The organism is Pseudonocardia sediminis, from assembly GCF_004217185.1.
In the GTDB taxonomy this organism is placed as follows: domain Bacteria; phylum Actinomycetota; class Actinomycetes; order Mycobacteriales; family Pseudonocardiaceae; genus Pseudonocardia; species Pseudonocardia sediminis.
In genome coordinates, this window is sequence record NZ_SHKL01000001.1 from 5,296,689 (window position 1) to 5,315,545 (window position 18,857).

The following is an 18,857-nucleotide window of genomic DNA, read 5'->3' on the forward strand; positions in this document are numbered from 1 at the left end:
GCGGACGTCAGCCCGCCGCCACCCGCGCCGGCCGGTGCGTCTCGCGGATCAGCACGACCGCCACGAGGCTGATCACCGCGACCAGCACCATGTAGCCGGAGACGGCCAGCGACGTGCCGGTCCGGGCCTGCAGCGCGGCGGCGATCAGGGGGGCGAACCCGCCGCCGAGCACCGCGCCCACGGCATAGGAGAACGAGGCCCCGCTGTAGCGGAACCGGGGCTCGAACATCTCCGAGAACAACGCCGACTGCGGCCCGTAGGACAGCCCGAGGCCGATCGTCAGCACGATCACCGAGACGATCATCAGGACCGTGCTGCGGGTGTCGAGCAGCAGGAAGAACGGCACCGGCCACACCACCAGCAGGACCGAACCGGCCAGGTAGACGGGCTTGCGGCCGACGCGGTCCGACCAGATGGCCGCCGCCACGATGCTGACCAGCCAGCTCACGCTGCCGATGATCACGATCGCGATCATCAGGTTCCGGTTCACCTTCAACACCGACGTCCCGTAGGACAGCAGGTAGGCCAGGAAGACGTAGCCGATCGCGGTGTTGGCGATGAAGCTGACCGACGCCAGCACCAGCTCGCGCGGGCGCTCCCGGAACACTTCGGCGATCGGGCTGCCGCTGCGCGCCGCCTCCGTGCGCAGCGCCGTGAACACCGGGCTCTCCTCGATCCGCAACCGGATCAGCAGCCCGACCACGACCAGGACGATCGAGAGCAGGAACGGGATCCGCCAGCCCCACGCCTGGAACTGCTCGGAGGTGGTCAGGTTGCTGACCGCGAAGAACACGATCTGGGCCAGGATTAGCCCGGCCGGCACGCCGATCTGGGCGAACGAGCCGTAGCGCCCGCGCTTGCCGGGCGGGGCGTGCTCGACGGCCATCAGCGCCGCGCCGCCCCACTCACCACCGGCGCTGACGCCCTGCAGCAGCCGCATGAGCACCAGCAGGATCGGCGCCAGCACCCCGACCTGGGCGAACGTCGGGAGCAGGCCGACCCCGACCGTCGCGACACCCATCAGCATCAGCGACGTCACCAGCATCGCCTTGCGGCCGATCCGGTCCCCGAAGTAGCCCCAGACCACCCCGCCGACCGGCCGGGCCACGAACCCGACGCCGAGGGTGGCGAACGCGGCGAGCGTCCCGGACGCCGGCGACAACGACGAGAAGAACTGGCTGTTGAACACGAGCGCGGCCGCGGTCGAGAAGATGAAGTAGTCGTACCACTCGATCGTCGTGCCGATCGCGCTCGCGATCGAGACCCGGCGCAGCTGGCGCGGGTCGGAGACGTGCTCGGCCTGTTCGACCGCACCGGCTTCTGGCGACATCAGTGAGCTCCCCCCGGCCGGACGCCCTCGGCCGGCCGGCGTCAGCGTCGCACCGCGGGGCCCGTTTCCGGAAGAATCGGAACGACCGGCGCCACTCGTCGCAGATAACGATCCGATCACCTCGCAGGCGTGCCTCCATCCGGACATCTCGGCACGATCCGCTACCGTCGAGTACGAATCGCACGGCTCGGCTCCCCCCGACGGGCACGGATTCCCCAGATCCACGCTCCCCAGCACGCCCGCCCGAGCCGCGTGGTGGAGGAGATACGCCCGTGTCCCGACATCGACGCACCGCACGGCTGCGCGCCGACGGTCTGCGCAACGTCGCCACCGCGGCCGCCGTGGCCAGTGGCGCCCTCGCCGTCGTCACCCCGGCCGTCGGACTCGACGACCTCGGCGACGCCGCAGGCGAGTCCACCGGCGCGTTCCTGCTCGCCGCCGAGAACTCGTCCACCGCCGCGGCCGCCACCGCGAGCTCGGGCCCGCGCACGGAGCCGGTGCTCGCCGGCGCGGACGAGCTCGTGAAGGCGTCCGGGCTGCTGGAGGCGGCCGGTGGCGCCGGCCAGGCCGTCGTCGCCGAGCGCGGCCGGATCGAGCAGGCGGCGCGCGCCGCCGCCGCCCGTCCCGCCGGTGGCGGCGGTGGCGGCGGTGACGACGGGGAAAGCGAGGCCCCGGCCGGCGGCGGTCCGAGCAGTGCCTCCTGCGACATCGACACCAGCGGCCTGGGCGACGTGAAGAGCTGGGTCAGCGACGCAGCACAGTTCCTGGGCTGTGCCTACGACCAGCCCGAGCTGCTCGGCGTCGGCAACCGCGGCAACGCCTCCGACCATCCGACGGGGCACGCCCTGGACCTGATGGTCCGCGGCGAGAAGGGCGACCGGATCGCCGAGTGCGCCCTGGCCAACGCCGACGAGCTCGGCGTGAAGTACGTGATCTGGGAACAGCGGATGAACTCCGGCGACGGCTGGGAGTCCATGGAGGACCGCGGCGGCGACACCGCCAACCACAACGACCACGTGCACATCTCGTTCGACAAGAGCGCCGGCAGCGGCAACCCGGACCTCGGCCGCTGCGCCTGAGACAGCCGTGCGCGGATATCGCTGCCCGGGCAGCGATATCCGCGCACGAGGGTCAGGCGCCGATCTTGCCCGGGCGTCCGCCCTCGCCGACGCGCCGGATCGCGACCACCGACGGCCGGGGCTGGGTGCCCGGGCCGTCCGGCCAGGTCGAGGCCGGCTTCTCCGGGGACGCGTCGTCGAGGTCGCCGGGGTGCTGCACCGAGATCAGCACGAAGTCGTCGCGCACGATCGGGCCGCAGCACTCGCCCCCGCGCGGAACGGAGGCGAACAGCGTCGTGCGTCCGCGGGTCGGGCCCTCCAGGGAGACGCCGTACAGCCCGTCGTTGATCTTCAGTGCCTCGCCGGAGTCGGTGGCGATCCACATGTTGCCCTGCTCGTCGAACGCCAGGTTGTCCGGTGAGGTGATCGGGCTGACCTGCGACTTGTCGTAGCCGCCGAAGTAGGTGCCCGGGTCCTTCGGGTCGCCGCAGACGAGCAGGATCGACCAGCCGAACGTCGTCGCGGCCGGGTCCGAGCCCTTCTCCACCAGCTCGATGACGTGCCCGTGCTTGTTCTCCTTGCGCGGGTTCGCCTCGTCGGGGCCCGCCTTGGCGCCGGCCTTGCCGCGGTCGGAGTTGTTCGTGCACGCGATGTAGACGGCGCCGGTGCGCGGGTGCGCCTCGACGTCCTCGGGACGGTCCATCTTGGTCGCGCCGACCTTGTCCGCGGCCAGGCGCGTGAAGACGTAGACCTCCTCCGCGCTCATCCCGGGCACGAACGAGCGCTTCCCCGACGCCAGCGGCGTCCACTTCCCGGCGCCGTCGAACTTCCCGTCCGCGGGCAGCTTCCCGGTGCCGACGATCTCCGCGGCCGGGCTGTCGCCGGTGAACGTCGCGACGTAGAGCGTCCCCGACGACAGCAGCGTCGCGTTGTGCTCACGGGCGGCGCGGCTCTGCCCGCGGCGCATCGCCTTGTCCGAGACGAACTTGTAGACGTAGTCGAAGCGCTCGTCGTCGCCCATGTAGGCGACCGCGCGGCCGTCGCGGGTCAGGCGGATCGTCGCGCCCTCGTGCTTGAACCGGCCGAGCGCGGTGTGCTTGACCGGGCGGGCGGTCGGGTTCAGCGGATCGGTCTCGACGACGTAGCCGAAACGGTTCGCCTCGTTCGGCTCCTTGGCGAGGTCGAAGCGCGGGTCGACGGTCTCCCAGCGGCGCTCGGACGGACCCTCCTCGAAGCCGTAGCGCTGCAGCCGCGGATCGGTGACCGCGGGCGAGGCGAAGTAGCCGTTGAAGTTCTCCTCGCCGGAGAGGAACGTGCCCCACGGCGTCACGCCGCCGGCGCAGTTGCCCAGCGTCCCGAGGACGACGGTGCCGGTCGGGTCGGCCTTCGTACGCAGCAGCGGCGACCCGGCGGCCGGGCCGTCGACGGCGAACTCGGTGCTGCCGGTGATCCGCCGGTTGAGCGTGCCGTTCCGGTCCGCGGTCAGCTTCCCGGTCGCGCGCTCGCGGACGAGCTCGACCAGCCCGTGCCCGTGCGCGGCGATCCCGATCCGGACCTGCTCGGGCGTCGGGTTCTCCTCGTCGTAGCCGCGGAACATCAGCGGCTCGAGCGTGTACTCGTGGTTGGAGAACATGATGAAGCGCTGGCCCCGGCCCTCGATCGGCAGGATCCCGCAGAAGTCGTTGTTGTAGCCGAACTGGCGCTCCTGGGCCGCGGCGGTCTGGGCCTCGAAGTCGAACGGCGGCGAGTCCGGGAACATCGGGTCGCCCCAGCGGATGACGACGTCGCTCGCGTAGCCCCTCGGCACGGTGACGGCGTCGACGCTGCTCGGCGCGACCGTCTCGTAGCGCAGGCCGCGGGGCGGCTGCCCGCCCGGCTTCGGCGCGGCGGGGGCCCCGAGCGGGGTGACGGCCGGGGTGGCCGCGGCGGCGGGGGTCGCTCCCACGGCGAGCCCGGCGCCGGCCGCGAGGCCGAGGACCGCTCCGGCGCGCAGCATCCCGCGCCGGTCGAGCACACGCGCCATCACGTCGCCGAAGTACGTGTTCGACGTCGGGTTCGGCGCCTCCTTCGAGCACGCGTCACCGCAGCGGTAGCGGCAGGTCAGGCCCTGGCGCTCGCCGCGGGCGGGACGCCGGTCGAACAGGGGTCCGCTCGAACTCAGAAGGGGCAGGGAGCGGCGGGCCGGGGCGTCGTGCGCCTCGTGGGCGCCGGGGCAGGGCTGGGCCACGGTCGTCCTCCTGGGGGTGGTGGGCGGCGCACGGATCACGCCGTCGGTGGTGGTCACGGCCACGCTAGGTAGCGCCCGCGCCCGCAGGATGGCCCGCGCATGGACGGCGGGTGAACGAATCGTCCGGTTCACGAGGTCTGCGACACAGCGGCCGGATCACCCGGCCCGAACGGCCGGGAGGGCGGCGGCCCGGGGCCCCACCGGAGCACTAGCGTGTGCGCCGCCACTGGACCGAGTGAGAGCAGGGCGCACCATGCGCGTCGGAGTACTGACCGGAGGCGGCGACTGCCCCGGGCTCAACGCCGTCATCCGGGCGATCGTCCGCAAGGGCGTCCCGGAGTACGGGTACTCCTTCGTCGGCTTCCGCGACGGCTGGCGCGGACCGCTCGAGGGTCTGACGATGACGCTCGACATCCCGGCCGTGCGCGGCCTGCTCCCGCGCGGCGGCACGATCCTGGGCTCGTCGCGGACCAACCCGCTCGCGCTCGAGGACGGCGTCGACCGGATCCGCACGACGCTCACCGACCAGGGCATCGATGCGCTGATCGCGATCGGCGGCGAGGACACGCTCGGCGTCGCGGCGAAGCTGCACGAGGCCGGGGTACACGTCGTCGGCGTGCCGAAGACGATCGACAACGACCTGTCCGGCACCGACTACACGTTCGGCTTCGACACCGCGGTGCAGATCGCGACCGAGGCCATCGACCGGCTGCACACCACCGCCGAGTCGCACCACCGTGCGCTGGTCGTCGAGGTGATGGGCCGTCACGCCGGCTGGATCGCGCTGCACTCGGGCATGGCCGGGGGCGCGAACGCGATCCTGATCCCCGAGGTCGAGTTCGACGTCGACCAGGTCTGCCGCTGGGTGGAGAGCCGCTTCCGCAGCGAGTACGCCCCGATCGTCGTCGTCTCCGAGGGCGCGAAGCCCCGGGGTGGCGACGAGGCGCTGCACACCGGCGAGACCGACGCGTTCGGCCACGCCCGTCTCGGCGGCGTCGGCGACTGGCTGGGCCGCGAGGTCGAGACCCGCACCGGCAGGGAGACCCGGACGACCGTCCTCGGGCACGTCCAGCGCGGCGGGACGCCCACCGCGCGCGACCGCTGGCTGGCCACCCGGTTCGGGCTGCACGCGATCGACGCCGTGCACGACGGCGAGTGGGGCAGCATGGTCGCCCTGCGCGGCACCGACATCGTCACCTGCCCGCTGACCGAGGCCACGACGACGCTCAAGACCGTCGACCCGGCGCTCTACGCCGAGGCCGAGGTCTTCTTCGGCTGACGACACGGCCCTGATCGGGCTGCACAGGCCGGGCTGCACCGATCGGGCTGCACAGGCCGGGGCGGGAGGTTCCTCACCGCCCCGGCCCGGCTAGACGATGCCCTGGCGGGCGGCGGTGTAGACGATCTCGGTGCGGCGGCGGACCTCGAGCTTGTCCCGCAGGTTGCGCACGTGGAACTTCACGGTCGCCTCGGAGATCACCAGCCGGGTGCCGATCTCCCGGTTGCTCATGCCCACCGCGAGCAGCTTGAGCACCTGGTTCTCCCGGTCGGTGAGCGACGCGGTGCGGCACATGTCCGGGACGTCGTCACCGGCCGGATCGCGCAGCACCTGCAGCGGCGCCCCGTTCGTGCCGGGGTCGAACACGCCCTCGCCGCGCAGTACCGACCGGACGGCCCGCACGACGTCGGCGGTCTCGGCGCCCTTGCGCAGGTAGCCGTGCACGCCCAGGCGCACGGTCCGCATCATCGCCTCGCGGTCGCGGCACCCGGTCAGCACGAGCACGCGCGCGCCCTTGCACCGTTCGAGAAGGGCACGGACCAGGTCCAGCCCGGGGCGCTCGTCGCGGGCGAACTCGATGTCGACGACGATCACGTCCGGGCGGGTCCGCTCGGCGGCCATCAGCGCGTCCCGCGGGGAGGCGGCCTCCCCGGCGTGGACGAGGTCCGGCTCGGCGGCGATCAGGGCGCGCAGGCCGTGACGCACGATCGGCTCCGCGTCCACGACCAGCACCCGGGCCGTCCGCCGTACGACCTCGCCGGCGTCGCGACCCCGTCGCGTCACGTCGGTGGCCTCGCGAACGGCTTCCAGCGTCATCGCCATGTCCTCCCGGACGTGCAGGTCCCACCGCCGATGGCGGGTACTTGAGGACGCACGGTAGGTACTGCCACGTTGCCTCGACGTTGCAGCCGTCTGCACATGCAGTTGTGACGTGCGTAACATGGTGACCGGGTCATACGAGGTCCGAATAACGGTCGTGCGCGACCGGTTGCGGCGATCGGCCTACGCTGGGGACCCTGGGACGTTCCGGCGCCCGGCGGTGCCGGATTCTGCGGAGGTGACGATGGGCCACGGTGATGCCGCGTCGTCCGCCGACGAACTCGTCGCGGACGCGATGCGGCTGCGCCGGATCTATGACGACGACCTCGGATCCGGCGGCAGCGCCGGGAGCCCGCGGTCGATCGTGTCCGACTCCTGGCAGCGCAGCCTGGCCGCGGCGATCGACCCGGAGAACCGGACGCCACCCGTCGTCTACGCGCCGGAGGACGTGGCGGACCTGCGCGAGGGCCACCCGCTGCACGAGGTCATGCCGCTGCTGCGCACGACGCTGGTGAGCATCGCCGACGAGGCCATGCACGTCATGCTCGTGACCGACGCCGACGGCCACATCCTCTGGCGCGACGGCGCGCACGGGCTGCTGCGCTCGGCCGACGACGTCGGGTTATTCGAGGGCACCCGCTGGTCCGAGGACGCGATCGGCACCAACGCGATGGGCACCGCGCTCGCGGTGGACGCCCCGGTCCGCATCCACTCCGCCGAACACCTCGTCCGCGCCTACCACGACTGGACGTGCGTGGCCGCGCCCGTGCACGATCCGGACACCGGGTCGATCGTCGGCGCGATCGACATCAGCGGGCCGTTGCACACCCTTCATCCGGCGCTGGTCCAGCTCGTGTCGGCGACGGCGCAGCTGGCCGAGAACCAGCTCCGGGTCCGTCTCGCCATCGCCGACGAGCGGTTGCGTGTGCGCAACATGCCGCATCTGACCCGCCTCGACGGCACGGAGGGCGCGCTGCTCTCGAAGTCCGGCCGGGTCATCGCCAGCGCGCCGTACGGCCAGTTCCCGGAACGGGTCCGCGTGCCCGAGGGCACCGACCGGGTCCTGCTGCAGGACGGCCGGGAGATGGTCGTCGAGTCGCTGTCCGAGGGCTATCTGCTCCACCCCGGGACCGGACGGCGGCGGGTGCGCACCGCGGAGCGTGCGCCCGGGGTCGCGCTGCGGTTCACCGGCACCGGCACCCCGCTGATCACCATGGGCGAGCGTGAGGTCCCGGCCTCGCTGCGTCCCGCCGAGATCCTCACCGCGCTGGCGCTACACCCCGACGGCCTCACCGGAGAGCAGCTCACGCTGATGCTCTACGGCGACGACGGCAACCCCACGACACTGCGCGGCGAGATCCACCGGCTGCGCGCGCTGCTCGGCAACGACCTGCTGCTCACCCGCCCCTACCGGCTCGCCGCCGTGCCGGACGCGGACTTCCTCCGGGTCCGCGCGGCCCTGCGCGCCGGACGGGTCGGCGAGGCGCTCGACGCCTGCCACGGCCCGCTGCTGCCGCGCTCGGACGCCCCCGCCGTGCGCGACCTGCGCGACGAGCTGACCGCCGGTCTGCGCCACGCGGTCCTGGCCTCCGACGACGTCGAGCTCACCCACCGCTTCGCCGAGCACCCGTTGGCCGAGGAGGACCTGGAGGCGCACGAGCGGCTGCTCGAGCTCCTCGGCCCCGACGACCCGCGCCGCGCCGCCGTCGCGGCCCGGGCGCAGCGCCTGCTCGACTAGGGCTCCTCCGCCGGGCGCACCGCGGCGACCAGCTTCCGCATCGCGGACGCGGCGCTGTCGCCGACGGTCGGGCCGAGCACCGCGAGACCGGAGATCGGCGCGGCCGCCTCCGGCAGCGTGTGGGCCGACGTCAGGTGGACCTACGGCGGGGTGGCGCGGGAACGCTTCTGCTACCAACTGGTCTCCGACAACGACGACGACGGGTACCGGATCGCCGTCCTCATCCCGATGGACCTCACTCCACGGTGACGCTCTTGGCCAGGTTGCGCGGCCGGTCCACGTCGCGGTCCAGCGCGACCGCGGCGTGGTAGGCCAGCAGCTGCAGCGGGATCGAGAGCAGCACCGGGTCCAGCTCCGGCTCGCTGCGCGGGACGACGAGCGTGCGCCCGGCGCCCGGGATCTCCCGGTGCCCGACCGCGACCACCGGCCCGCGCCGGGCCCGGATCTCGGCCAGCGTGGACGTGTTCTTCTCGGCCAGGTCGTCGTCGGGCACCACCGCGACGGTCGGCAGCTCCGGACCGACGAGTGCCAGCGGACCGTGCTTGAGCTCGGCCGCGGCGTAGGCCTCGGCGTGGCAGTAGGAGATCTCCTTGAGCTTCTGCGCGCCCTCCTTCGCCACCGCCCAGCCGTGGCGGCGTCCGATGTAGAGCACGCTCTCGCTCGGGGCCAGCTCGGCCGCGGCGGCGGCGATCACGCCGGTGCGCTTCTCGTCGTCGAGGATCTGCTCGATCTGCCCGGGCAGCGCCGCGAGGCCGGCGACGATCCGTCCGCCGTCGCTCGGCGACAGGTCCCGCATCCGGCCCAGGTGCAGGGCCAGCAGCGCGAACGCGACGACGGTCGAGGTGAACGACTTCGTCGAGGCCACCGACATCTCCGGCCCGGCGTGCAGATAGATCCCGCCGTCGACCTGGCGGGCGATGGTGGACCCGACGACGTTGACGATCCCGATCACCCGGGCGCCCTTGCGCTGCAGCTCCTGCACCGCGGCCAGGGTGTCGACGGTCTCGCCGGACTGGCTGACCGCGACGTAGAGCGTGTCCGGCTCGACGACCGGGTTGCGATACCGGAACTCCGACGCCGGTTCGGCGTGCGCGGGCATCCGAGCCAGGTCCTCGATCAGCTGCGCGCCCAGCTCGCCGGCGAACCACGCGCTGCCGCAGCCCAGGATCGTGACCCGCCTGAACGCGCGCGCCTCCCGCACGTCCATGTTGAGCCCGCCGAGGTGCGCGGTGGAGAAGCGCTCCTCGAGCCGGCCGGACAGGGTGCGCTCGATCGCCCGCGGCTGCTCGGCGATCTCCTTGGCCAGGAAGTGGTCGTGGTCGCCACGCTCGGCTCCGGCGACGTCCCAGTCCACCGTGGACGGCGTCTTGGCCGTGGCGCGGTCGTCGAGGGTGAACGTGCGGTACCCGCCGGCGGTCAGCGTGGCCAGCTCGCCGTCGTCGAGGTAGACGACCTGGCGGGTGAAGCCGGCGATCGCGGCGACGTCGGAGGCCACGAACATCTCCCGGTCCCCGACCCCGAGCAGCACCGGCGAGCCGTTGCGGGCGACGACCACCCGGTCCGGGTGCTCGGCGTCGAGGACGGCGATCCCGTAGGCCCCGACGACCCGGTGCAGCGCCCGCCGGACGGCCTCCTCCAGGTCCTTCGCACCGTCGGCGAACGCGGCCGCGACGAGGTGCGCGACGGTCTCGGTGTCGGTCTCCGAGGCGAACACGACGCCGTCCGCGGTGAGCTGGGCGCGCAGCGCGTCCGCGTTCTCGATGATCCCGTTGTGGACGACGGCGATCCGCCCGGACGCGTCGGTGTGCGGGTGCGCGTTGGCCGCGGTCGGCTCGCCGTGCGTGGCCCAGCGGGTGTGCCCGATGCCGGGGCTGCCGCGGAACCGGGCGGGCAGGTCCGCGGCGAGGTCGTCGACGCGTCCGGGGGTCTTGCGGACCCGCAGCTCGGCCGGGCCCTTCGACGGCTTGTGCACCACGGCCAGCCCGGCCGAGTCGTAGCCGCGGTACTCCAGGCGTCCGAGGCCCTCCAGCAGGACCGGGACGGCGTCCCGCGGCCCGACGTATCCCACGATTCCGCACATGCGTGTGTCCTTAAGGTCGGTGGTGGCGGTTCAGCCGTAGACGAGGCGACGCAGCTGACGCGCCGAGTACGCCGGAGCCGGCACCCGGCGCTGCCCCAGCTCGGCCGCGACCCGGTCGAAGATCTCGTCGTTGCGCAGGCCCCGCGCCTGCAGCTCGGAGTGCCGGCGGCGCACGAAGTCCTCGGCCGGCTCGGCGAAGTACCCGAGCACGTCGGCCACGACCCGCGTCGCCTCACCGGGGCTCAACGGCGTGCTGCGCACCAGATGGGCGATGAGGTCGTCGTGGGCCGGCACGCCACCACCATGCGCCCGGAACGCCGTCGATGTCGAGAATCCTGCCCGCTATCGGGCAGAAACCAGCACCTTCGCCACCCCCAACCGCTTCCGGCCTCCTGCTATCAGCGCCGTAGCCACGCCCACCGGTCCAGCGAGCGGCACTCTCGTCGCAACCTTTCCGACGAGCGTGCCGGTCGCTGAACGCCCGGCCCCGCAGCGAGCGGACCGGCCCACCTCCCGGACAACCAGCGAGGCCCCGCAGCGGGCGGGCACGCCTCGCCGCGGATCAGCGAGAGGCACTCTCGTCGCAACCTTTCCGACGAACGTGCCGGTCGCTGGACGCCCGGCCCTCGGCGGGCGGCGGCGGTCCGGTCAGCGGGTCGCGAGTGGGGAGTCGGGCTCGGGTTCGAGCTCGCCGGCCTTCCAGAGCGAGGCGTACCAGCCGCCGGAGGCGACGAGCTCGGCGTGCGGGCCCTCCTCGACGATCCGGCCGCCGGCGAGGACCACGATCCGGTCCGAGCGGGCCGCGGTGGCCAGACGGTGCGCGACGACGAACGAGGTGCGTCGACGGGTCAGCTCCTCACCGGCCGAGAGCACGGTCTCCTCGGTGGCCGGGTCGAGGGCCGCGGTGGCCTCGTCGAAGATCAGCAGGTCCGGCTGGACCAGCTCGGCCCGGGCCAGCGCGACGAGCTGGCGCTGCCCCGCGGACAAGCCCTGGCCACGCTCGCCGACCGGCGTCCGGAAGCCGTCCGGCAGCGACCGCACCAGGTCCATCGCCCCGACGGCGCGGGCCGCGGACTCGATCGCCGCCGGGTCGGAGTCCGGGCGGCCGTAGGCGATGTTCGAGGCGACGTCGCCGGTGAACAGGTGCGCCTCCTGCGGCACCACGCCGAGACGGTGCCGGTAGTCGGCCAGCGGGAACCTGCGCACGTCGACGCCGTCGACCAGCACCGCACCCTCGCCCGTGTCGTAGAACCGGGCCAGCAGCTTGATCAACGTGGACTTGCCGGCGCCGGTTGCCCCGACCAGCGCGACGGTCTCCCCCGGTGCGACCCGCAGCGACACGTCGTCCAGCGCGGGCTCCTCGACACCGGGGTAGCGGAACGTGACGTCGCGCAGCTCCACCCCGCCGCGCAGCCGCTCCGGCACGGCGACCTGCTCGCCCTCCGGCGTCTCGGGCACCGAGGTCGGGGTGCGGAGGAGCCCGGAGATCCGGTTCAGGCCCACCCGGGCCTGCTGGTAGCCGTCGAAGACCTGCGACAGCTGCTGCACCGGCCCGAAGAACATCGCCAGGTAGAGCAGGAACGCGGTCAGCACGCCCGGGGTGAGGTCGCCTCCGGCGATCCGGGTCGCGCCGACCCCGAGCACGACGGCCTGCGACACGTCGGCGATCAGCGCCGCGAACGGGAAGTAGGTGGCGATGTAGCGCTGGGCGCGCAGCCGGGAGCGGCGGTAGTCGGCGCTGCGCTCGCTGAAGCGCCGGGCGCTGATCTCCTCGCGGACGTAGGCCTGCGCGACCCGGACGCCGGAGACGTTCTCCTGCATGTCGGCGTTGACCAGGCTGACCCGTTCCCGGGCCTCCTCGTAGGCCTGCGAGGAGTACCGCCGGAAGATCACCGTGGCGACGACGAGGATCGGCAGCCCGGCCAGTGCGACGATCGCGAGCGAGGCGTCGGTGAGCACGAGCGCGACCGCGACGCCGACGATCGTCAGCAGGCTGACGAACGCCTGGGCGAGCCCGGTCTGCAGGAACGTCGACAGCGCGTCGACGTCCGTCGTCATCCGGGTCATGATCCGGCCGGAGAGCTCGCGCTCGAAGAAGTCCAGCCCGAGCCGCTGCAGGTGGGCGTAGCTGCGCACGCGCAGCAGGTAGAGCAGGCTCTCGCCGGCCCGCGCGGTGACGACGGTCTGCGCGCCGACGACGGCCGCGTCCAGCGCCACCACGAGGACCCCGGCCAGCGCGGCGAGCAGCAGGACCCGCTGCACACCGGGGGTGATCCCGCCGTCGACGGCGTAGCGGGCGATCGTCGGCAGCGCGAGGGTGGCCAGGGCGTCCGCCGCGATCAGGGCGACGGCCAGCACGAGCAGCCCGCGCACGGGACGCAGCAGGCTCGCGAGGCGGAACGACGGGTCCGGTGCCGTCGGGTCGGACTCGCCGCGCAGGCGGGGCAGCTCGGTGGCGGGCGGCAACGCGTCGACGGAGGCGAGCAGCTCGGGGGTGGCCGGCATCCCGCCGGCGACCCCGGCCGCGCCGGGCGGACCGGACGTGGCGGCGGAGGACCCCGCGGTCGCCGGCTGACGACCGGCCGCGGTCTGCTCGGGCCACAGCGCCGGGGTGAAGCCCGCGGGCGCGGCCACGTCCCCGCCCGTCGGCACCGCCCCTGCAGGCACCGTCTCCGCCGACACCGTCTCCGCCGACACCGTCCCGGCTGGGACCGGCTTCGGTGCGGCCGGCGACGTCGACCCGTTGCCCCCGGCGTTCCCGTTCCCGGCGGCGGTCCCGCTCCCGGGGGTGGTCCCGTTCGCGGCAGTGGTGGTCCCGTCCGGGGCGGGGACGGGGTTGTCCGGGGCGAACCGGGGCCCGGTGGCGAGCAGCTCGCGGAACAGCGCGCAGCGTCCGCGCAGCTCGTCCTCGGTACCCATGTCCACCACGCGGCCGTGGTCGAGCACCGCGATCCGGTCGGCCAGCGCGAGGGTGGAACGGCGGTGCGCGACGAGCAGGGTGGTGCGGTCGCTGGTGAGCTCGCGCAGGGTGTCGTGGATGGCCGCCTCGGTGGCGGTGTCGACCGCGGACGTCGCGTCGTCGAGCACCAGCACCCGCGGACGGGTGAGCATCGCCCGGGCCAGCGCGATCCGCTGGCGTTGCCCGCCGGACAGCGTGAGGCCGCGCTCGCCGACCTCGGTGTCGTAGCCCTCGGGCAGCTCCTCGACGAACCCGGCGACCTGAGCGGCGGCCGCGGCGGCGCGGATCTCGTCCTCGCCCGCGTCCGGGCGGCCGTAGGCGATGTTGGCCCGGATCGTGTCGGAGAACAGGAACGCCTCCTCGAACACCACCCCGAGCTCGGCGCGCAGGTCGTGCAGGCGCAGCTCGCGCAGGTCCACCCCGCCGATCCGCAGCGCCCCGGCCTGCGGGTCGTAGAACCGCGGCAGCAGCAGCGCGACCGTCGACTTGCCCGAGCCCGGTGGCCCGACGAGCGCGACCGTCTCCCCCGGCTCGACGCGGAACGACAGCCCGTCGAGCACCGGCTCGCTGCGGGCCTCGGTGTCGGTGTAGCCGAAGGCGACGTCGTCGAGCTCGACGGCCAGCGCGCCGTCGGGAAGATCGCGTGGGTGCGGCGGGTCGGTGACGTCGGGCTCGGAGTCCACCAGGTCGTAGACGCGCTCGGCGCCGGCGCGGGTGAGCTGCGCGGCGACGATCAGCGCGCCGATCAGCCGGGCCGGGCCGATCAGCTGACCGACGTAGGTGGTGAAGGCCAGGAACGTGCCGAGCGTGATCGAGCCGGTCATGGCCAGGTAGCCGCCGAGGCCGATCACGGCGACCTGCCCGAGCCCGGGCAGCGCCAGCAGGACGGGGTTGAGCCGCGCGGTCAGCCGTGCCGCGCGCAGCCGCTCGCCGTACAGCGTCCGCGCGCGGCCCTCCAGCCCGGAGACCTCGCGGGCCTCCTGTCCGAAGCCCTTCACGACCCGGACGCCGGTGACCGTCTCCTCGACCTGCTGGGCGATCTCGGCCGCCCGCTGCTGGGCCGACCACGTGGCCGGGAACAGCGTCTTGCGGGTGCGGTTGGTGATGTAAGCCGCCACCGGCAGCATCACCAGCGCGACGACGGTGAGCAGCGGCGAGAGCCACAGCATCGCCGCGATCGACGTCACGACCAGGACGACGGTGCCCGCGCTGAGCGGCACGATCGAGAGCAGGCCCTGCACCAGCTGCAGGTCCGAGATCGCCCGGGACGCGACCTGCCCGGTGCGCAGCCGGTCCTGGCGCACGCCGTCCATCCGCTGCACCGCGGCGAACACCTGACGTCGCAGGTCGTGCTGCACGTCGAGGGCCATCCGGCCTCCGAGGTAGCGGCGCAGGAACGCCGACCCGAAACGGACCAGCGCCAGGCCGAGGATCGCGAACACGACCGGCATCAGCACGGCCGTCTCGCCGACGACGGCGCCGTCCACCGCGACCTTGGTCAGCAGCGGGCCGATCGCCTCCAGCCCGACCCCGAGCATCGACGCCACGATCGCGCCGATCGTCACCGCCCGGTGCTTCAGGCACGCGCGGGTGAGACGGCGGATCCAACCGGCGGGGGGTGCGGACGATCCCCCGGCGGGAGCGGAGGCAGAGGGCGACGGCACCGGATCAGGCTATGCCCGGCCCCCGACAGTTCGCCCGCCGATCGGGCGTGACCCGCGAGACCTCCGGCGGGCCGCCTGCATCGGGGGACGCGGGATCAGGTGATGTCGCGACGCCCGCCGACGACGGCGGCCAGCGCCACCGCGGCGGCGGTCCAGGCCAGCAGCACCAGCAGCGCGACCCATCCCGGCGGCGGGGAGCTGACCCCGGCCAGGAACTCCAGGATCTGCGTGCCGTCGCCGCCCTGGTTCGCCGCGGTCACCGGGCTCTCGTAGAGCGCGATGTCGCCGGCGTTGCCGGGCAGGAACGAGGTCAGCCGCGCGAACACCGAGTCGCTGTCGTCGCCCGCCCGCATGACGCCGGCGAGGACGTTCTCCCCGATCAGCGAGTAGCCGACGACCAGCGCGACCGCGCCCGCCTGGTTCGGCACCAGCGTGCCGATCGCGACCCCGATCACGCCCCAGAGCGCGCAGACCAGCATGCCGACCAGGCCCAGCGAGATCAGCGCCCCCGCGGTGGGCAATGTCTGCCCACCCAGCACCGCACCGCCGAGCAGTGGCCCGAGCAGGGCCATGAGCAGCCCGTAGACCGCCGCGACGACGGCCGCGACCACGACCTTGGAGCCGAGCACCTGGCCCCGGGACCCGGTCAGGAAGGCCTGGGTGACGGTCCGGTGCCGGTACTCCCCGCTGGCGGTCAGCGCGCCGAACGCCCCGCCGACGATCGACACCGCGCTCAGCGTCGAGGCCAGCCCGGCCAGCAGCAGCACCGGCGAGGTGTCGCTCGCGGCCGGCACCAGCAGCGTGATCAGCGAGCCGAACAGGCTCATCGCCAGCGCCAGCACGACGATCGGGATCAGCAGCAGCCAGTACATCCGCACCGACGTCGTCTTGCGGACCTCGGAGCGCAGCACCGCCCGCCACCGGCTCGCCGGACCGATCGTCGCCAGGAGTCCGGCCCTCGGGACGTCAGAGGTCGTCATGCGTTCTCCCCCGCCAGCAGTCGCAGGAACATCTGTTCCAGCCCGACCCGTTCCTCGGCCATGCCGTAGATCGCGATCCCGGCGGCCAGTGCCACGTCGCCGACCCGCACCGCGTCCGCGCCGGAGACGGCCAGCCAGCCGCCGTCGACGGCGTCGACCTCGGTGAGTCCCTCGCCGACCAGCGCCTCGGCCAGCTTCGCCGGGTCGGCCGGGCGGACCATCACCCGTCCGCTCTGGGTCTGGCGCAATGCGTCGATCGGACCGTCGAAGCGGCAGCGCCCGTGGTCGATCACCACCAGGCGCTGCGCGGTCAGCTCAATCTCGGCGAGCTGGTGCGACGAGACCAGGACACTGCGACCGGACGCGGCGAAGGACTGCAGGAACGAGCGCAGCCACGCGATGCCGTCGGGGTCCAGGCCGTTGCCGGGCTCGTCGAGCACCAGGATCCGGGGGTCGCCGAGCAGCGCCGCGGCCAGGGCCAGGCGCTGGTTCATCCCGAGCGAGTAGCCGCCGACCGCGCGGTCCGCGGCGTCGGTCAGCCCGACCAGTGCCAGGACCTCCTCGACACGGGAGTCCGGCACGTCGATCGCGGCGGCGGCGGCCCGCAGGTGCGCCCGCGCGGTCCGCTTCGGGTGCCCGCCCTGCACCTCGAGCACGGCTCCGATGACCCGGCCCGGCGAGGAGTGCGCGGCGAACGGGATCCCCTCGACGAGCGCGGTCCCCGTCGTCGGGCCGACGAGGCCGAGGATCATCCGCAGCGTCGTGGTCTTGCCCGAGCCGTTGGGCCCGAGGAAGCCGGTCACCGACCCCGGCTCGACCGAGAACGACAGGTCACGGACGGCCTCGACGGGCCCGAAGCGCTTGCCGAGGCCCTCGACGGTGATCCGTCCCGCGTGGCCGTCCGGTGTGTGCGTGCTCTGCACGGCCGGTTCCCCCGATCGTCTCTGACATGCGCGACCCATCCTCCCTGCTCCACCACACGGGTGAGGACAGGGGTCGTCCGGAGAGGGGACGAAACGGACAGGCGGTCCGGAACGACTCTGGTGTTGCCCGCCACCGGAGGTCACGATGGCGGCGTTCGATTCGAGGTTCGAAGGAGCACCGTGAGCGACACCCGACCGACCGTGTCCACCCTGCTGCAGCGCTGGGCCACCGAGCGGCCCGACGACGAGGCCGTCCGGTTCGGCGCGACCCGGCACACCTGGGCACAGCTCGACGAGCGGGTCCGGCGCGTCGCCGCGGCCCTGCGTGCCGAAGGGGTGGGCGTCGGCGACCGGGTCGCGGTGCTCGACCTCAACCACCCGTCGTGCCTGGAGCTGACGCTGGCCTGCGCGCGGATCGGGGCGGCGAACGCCGTCGTCAACTTCCGGCTGGCGCCGCCGGAGATCGTCTACGTGATCAACGACGCGAAGGCCGCGATCCTGGCCGTCGGCCCGGAGTTCGCCGGGGCCGTCGAGCAGGTGCGCGACAAGCTCCCGTCGGTGCGCAAGGTTCTGCACGTGGGGGGTGCCTCCGACGAGTACGAGGCCTGGCTCGCCGCGCACGAGCCGGACGAGAACCCCTACGACGCCGCCCCCGACGACTGCTTCGTGCAGCTCTACACCTCGGGCACCACCGGCTTCCCCAAGGGCGCGATGCTCACCCACCGCGGCATGCTCAGCCACGCCGAGCACGTCGCGCACGACTTCGCGCTCGCCCCGACCGACGTCGTCCAGGTCGCGATGCCGCTGTTCCACGTCGGCGGGATGAGCTACGCGCTGCTCGCGCTCGGGCAGGGCGCGCGGATCGTGATGGCCCGGATGCCCGACCCGGCCACGCTGCTCGACATGTTCGCCGACGAGGGCATCACGCACACGTTCCTGGTGCCCGCGCTGATGGGCGCGATGACGCAGGTGCCGGACGCGTCCGCCCGCGACTACTCGTCGCTGCGCGCGGTGTCCTACGGCGCCTCGCCGTGCCCGCTGCCGGTGATGCGCGCCAGCCTGGAGCTGTTCGGGCCCAAGCTGCACCAGGTCTACGGCATGACCGAGGCCTGCGGCGTGGTCAGCTCGCTCGGCCCCGAGGACCACACCGACCCGTCCGTGGCGCACCGCCTCGTCTCCGCCGGCAAGCCGATCATCGGCGTCGAGATCGAGGTCCGTGACCCCGAGTCCGGCGCACCGGTGCCGGCCGGTGAGCCCGGCGAGATCTGGGTGCGCACCGAGCAGCTGATGAGCGGGTACTGGGAGAAGCCGGACGCGACCGCGTCGGCCCTGACCGACGACGGCTGGCTGCGCTCCGGCGACGGCGGGCACATCGACGCCGACGGCTACGTCTTCGTCACCGACCGGATCAAGGACATGATCGTCAGCGGCGGCGAGAACGTGTACCCGGCCGAGATCGAGCGCGTGCTGGCCGAGCACCCGGCCGTGGCCGACGTCGCGGTGATCGGCGTGCCGGACGAGCGCTGGGGCGAGGTGCCGAAGGCCGTCGTCGTCGCCACGCCCGGGCAGGAGGTCGACGCGGACGCCCTGCTCGCCTACTGCCGTGAGCACCTGGCGTCGTTCAAGTGCCCGAAGTCGGTCGACGTGCTCGACGAGCTGCCGCGCAACCCCACCGGCAAGATCCTGAAGAAGGACCTCCGCAAGCCGTACTGGGAGGGCCGCGAGCGCCAGACCGTCTGAGCCACCACTCCCACCGGCCACCGAGCGGTACGTCACGGCTGTCGTCACATGATCGAAGAA

13 protein-coding genes are annotated in these 18,857 nt (G+C 73.3%); 5 read left to right on the forward strand and 8 right to left on the reverse strand.

All coding sequences use genetic code 11. The features are described 5' to 3' along the window. Positions 1–7 precede the first annotated feature (7 nt). Positions 8–1,330 (reverse strand): MFS transporter, encoded by a 1,323-nt coding sequence (locus EV383_RS24785; protein WP_130292155.1) that lies wholly within the window; start codon positions 1,328–1,330, stop codon positions 8–10. 272 nt (positions 1,331–1,602) lie between these two features. Between EV383_RS24785 and EV383_RS24790 the strand changes: the two genes are divergently transcribed. Then, positions 1,603–2,409: a VldE C-terminal domain-containing protein gene (locus EV383_RS24790; RefSeq protein WP_130292156.1), complete on the forward strand. Its 807-nt coding sequence runs from the start codon at positions 1,603–1,605 to the stop codon at positions 2,407–2,409. 52 nt (positions 2,410–2,461) lie between these two features. On the opposite strand, the gene EV383_RS24795 is transcribed toward EV383_RS24790, so the two are convergent. Then, positions 2,462–4,558, reverse strand: coding sequence for a PhoX family protein (locus EV383_RS24795; RefSeq protein WP_423213701.1), 2,097 nt, complete (start codon positions 4,556–4,558; stop codon positions 2,462–2,464). Between the two features lie 310 nt (positions 4,559–4,868). Here EV383_RS24795 and EV383_RS24800 point away from each other — a divergent pair, with 310 nt between their 5' ends. After that, positions 4,869–5,894: a 6-phosphofructokinase gene (locus tag EV383_RS24800; RefSeq protein ID WP_130292157.1), complete on the forward strand. Its 1,026-nt coding sequence runs from the start codon at positions 4,869–4,871 to the stop codon at positions 5,892–5,894. Positions 5,895–5,984: 90 nt separating this feature from the next. Here the strand turns inward: EV383_RS24800 and EV383_RS24805 are convergent, their stop codons facing one another. Next, a complete protein-coding gene (locus EV383_RS24805; protein WP_130292158.1) occupies positions 5,985–6,710 on the reverse strand; it encodes a LuxR C-terminal-related transcriptional regulator in 726 nt (241 codons plus the stop codon). 247 nt (positions 6,711–6,957) lie between these two features. On the opposite strand from EV383_RS24805, the gene EV383_RS24810 reads away from it, so the two are divergent. Then, a complete protein-coding gene (locus EV383_RS24810) occupies positions 6,958–8,451 on the forward strand; it encodes a helix-turn-helix domain-containing protein (RefSeq protein ID WP_130292159.1) in 1,494 nt (497 codons plus the stop codon). Between the two features lie 117 nt (positions 8,452–8,568). Continuing rightward, a complete protein-coding gene (locus EV383_RS32770) occupies positions 8,569–8,700 on the forward strand; it encodes a hypothetical protein (protein ID WP_278044846.1) in 132 nt (43 codons plus the stop codon). Here EV383_RS32770 and glmS read toward each other — a convergent pair. From glmS to EV383_RS24835, 5 genes are all read right to left on the reverse strand, one after another. Continuing rightward, the gene (glmS, locus tag EV383_RS24815; protein WP_130292160.1) at positions 8,687–10,531 is read right to left on the reverse strand and encodes a glutamine--fructose-6-phosphate transaminase (isomerizing); all 1,845 of its coding nucleotides are present in this window, start codon (positions 10,529–10,531) and stop codon (positions 8,687–8,689) included. The two genes, EV383_RS32770 and glmS, sit on opposite strands and share 14 nt — an antisense overlap. 30 nt (positions 10,532–10,561) lie before the next feature. Then, a complete protein-coding gene (locus EV383_RS24820) occupies positions 10,562–10,825 on the reverse strand; it encodes a hypothetical protein (RefSeq protein ID WP_130292161.1) in 264 nt (87 codons plus the stop codon). A 354-nt stretch (positions 10,826–11,179) separates the two neighbouring features. Next, positions 11,180–15,154, reverse strand: coding sequence for an ABC transporter ATP-binding protein (locus EV383_RS24825; RefSeq protein WP_278044847.1), 3,975 nt, complete (start codon positions 15,152–15,154; stop codon positions 11,180–11,182). 95 nt (positions 15,155–15,249) lie between these two features. Further along, entirely contained in the window at positions 15,250–16,134 is an 885-nt protein-coding gene (locus EV383_RS24830; RefSeq protein ID WP_130292162.1) for an ABC transporter permease subunit, read from the reverse strand. Next, entirely contained in the window at positions 16,131–17,057 is a 927-nt protein-coding gene (locus tag EV383_RS24835) for an ATP-binding cassette domain-containing protein (RefSeq protein ID WP_242623296.1), read from the reverse strand. Before EV383_RS24835 ends, EV383_RS24830 begins: the two co-directional genes overlap by 4 nt. Positions 17,058–17,237: 180 nt before the next feature. Between EV383_RS24835 and EV383_RS24840 the strand changes: the two genes are divergently transcribed. Further along, positions 17,238–18,797 (forward strand): long-chain-fatty-acid--CoA ligase, encoded by a 1,560-nt coding sequence (locus tag EV383_RS24840; protein WP_130292164.1) that lies wholly within the window; start codon positions 17,238–17,240, stop codon positions 18,795–18,797. Positions 18,798–18,857 lie beyond the last annotated feature (60 nt).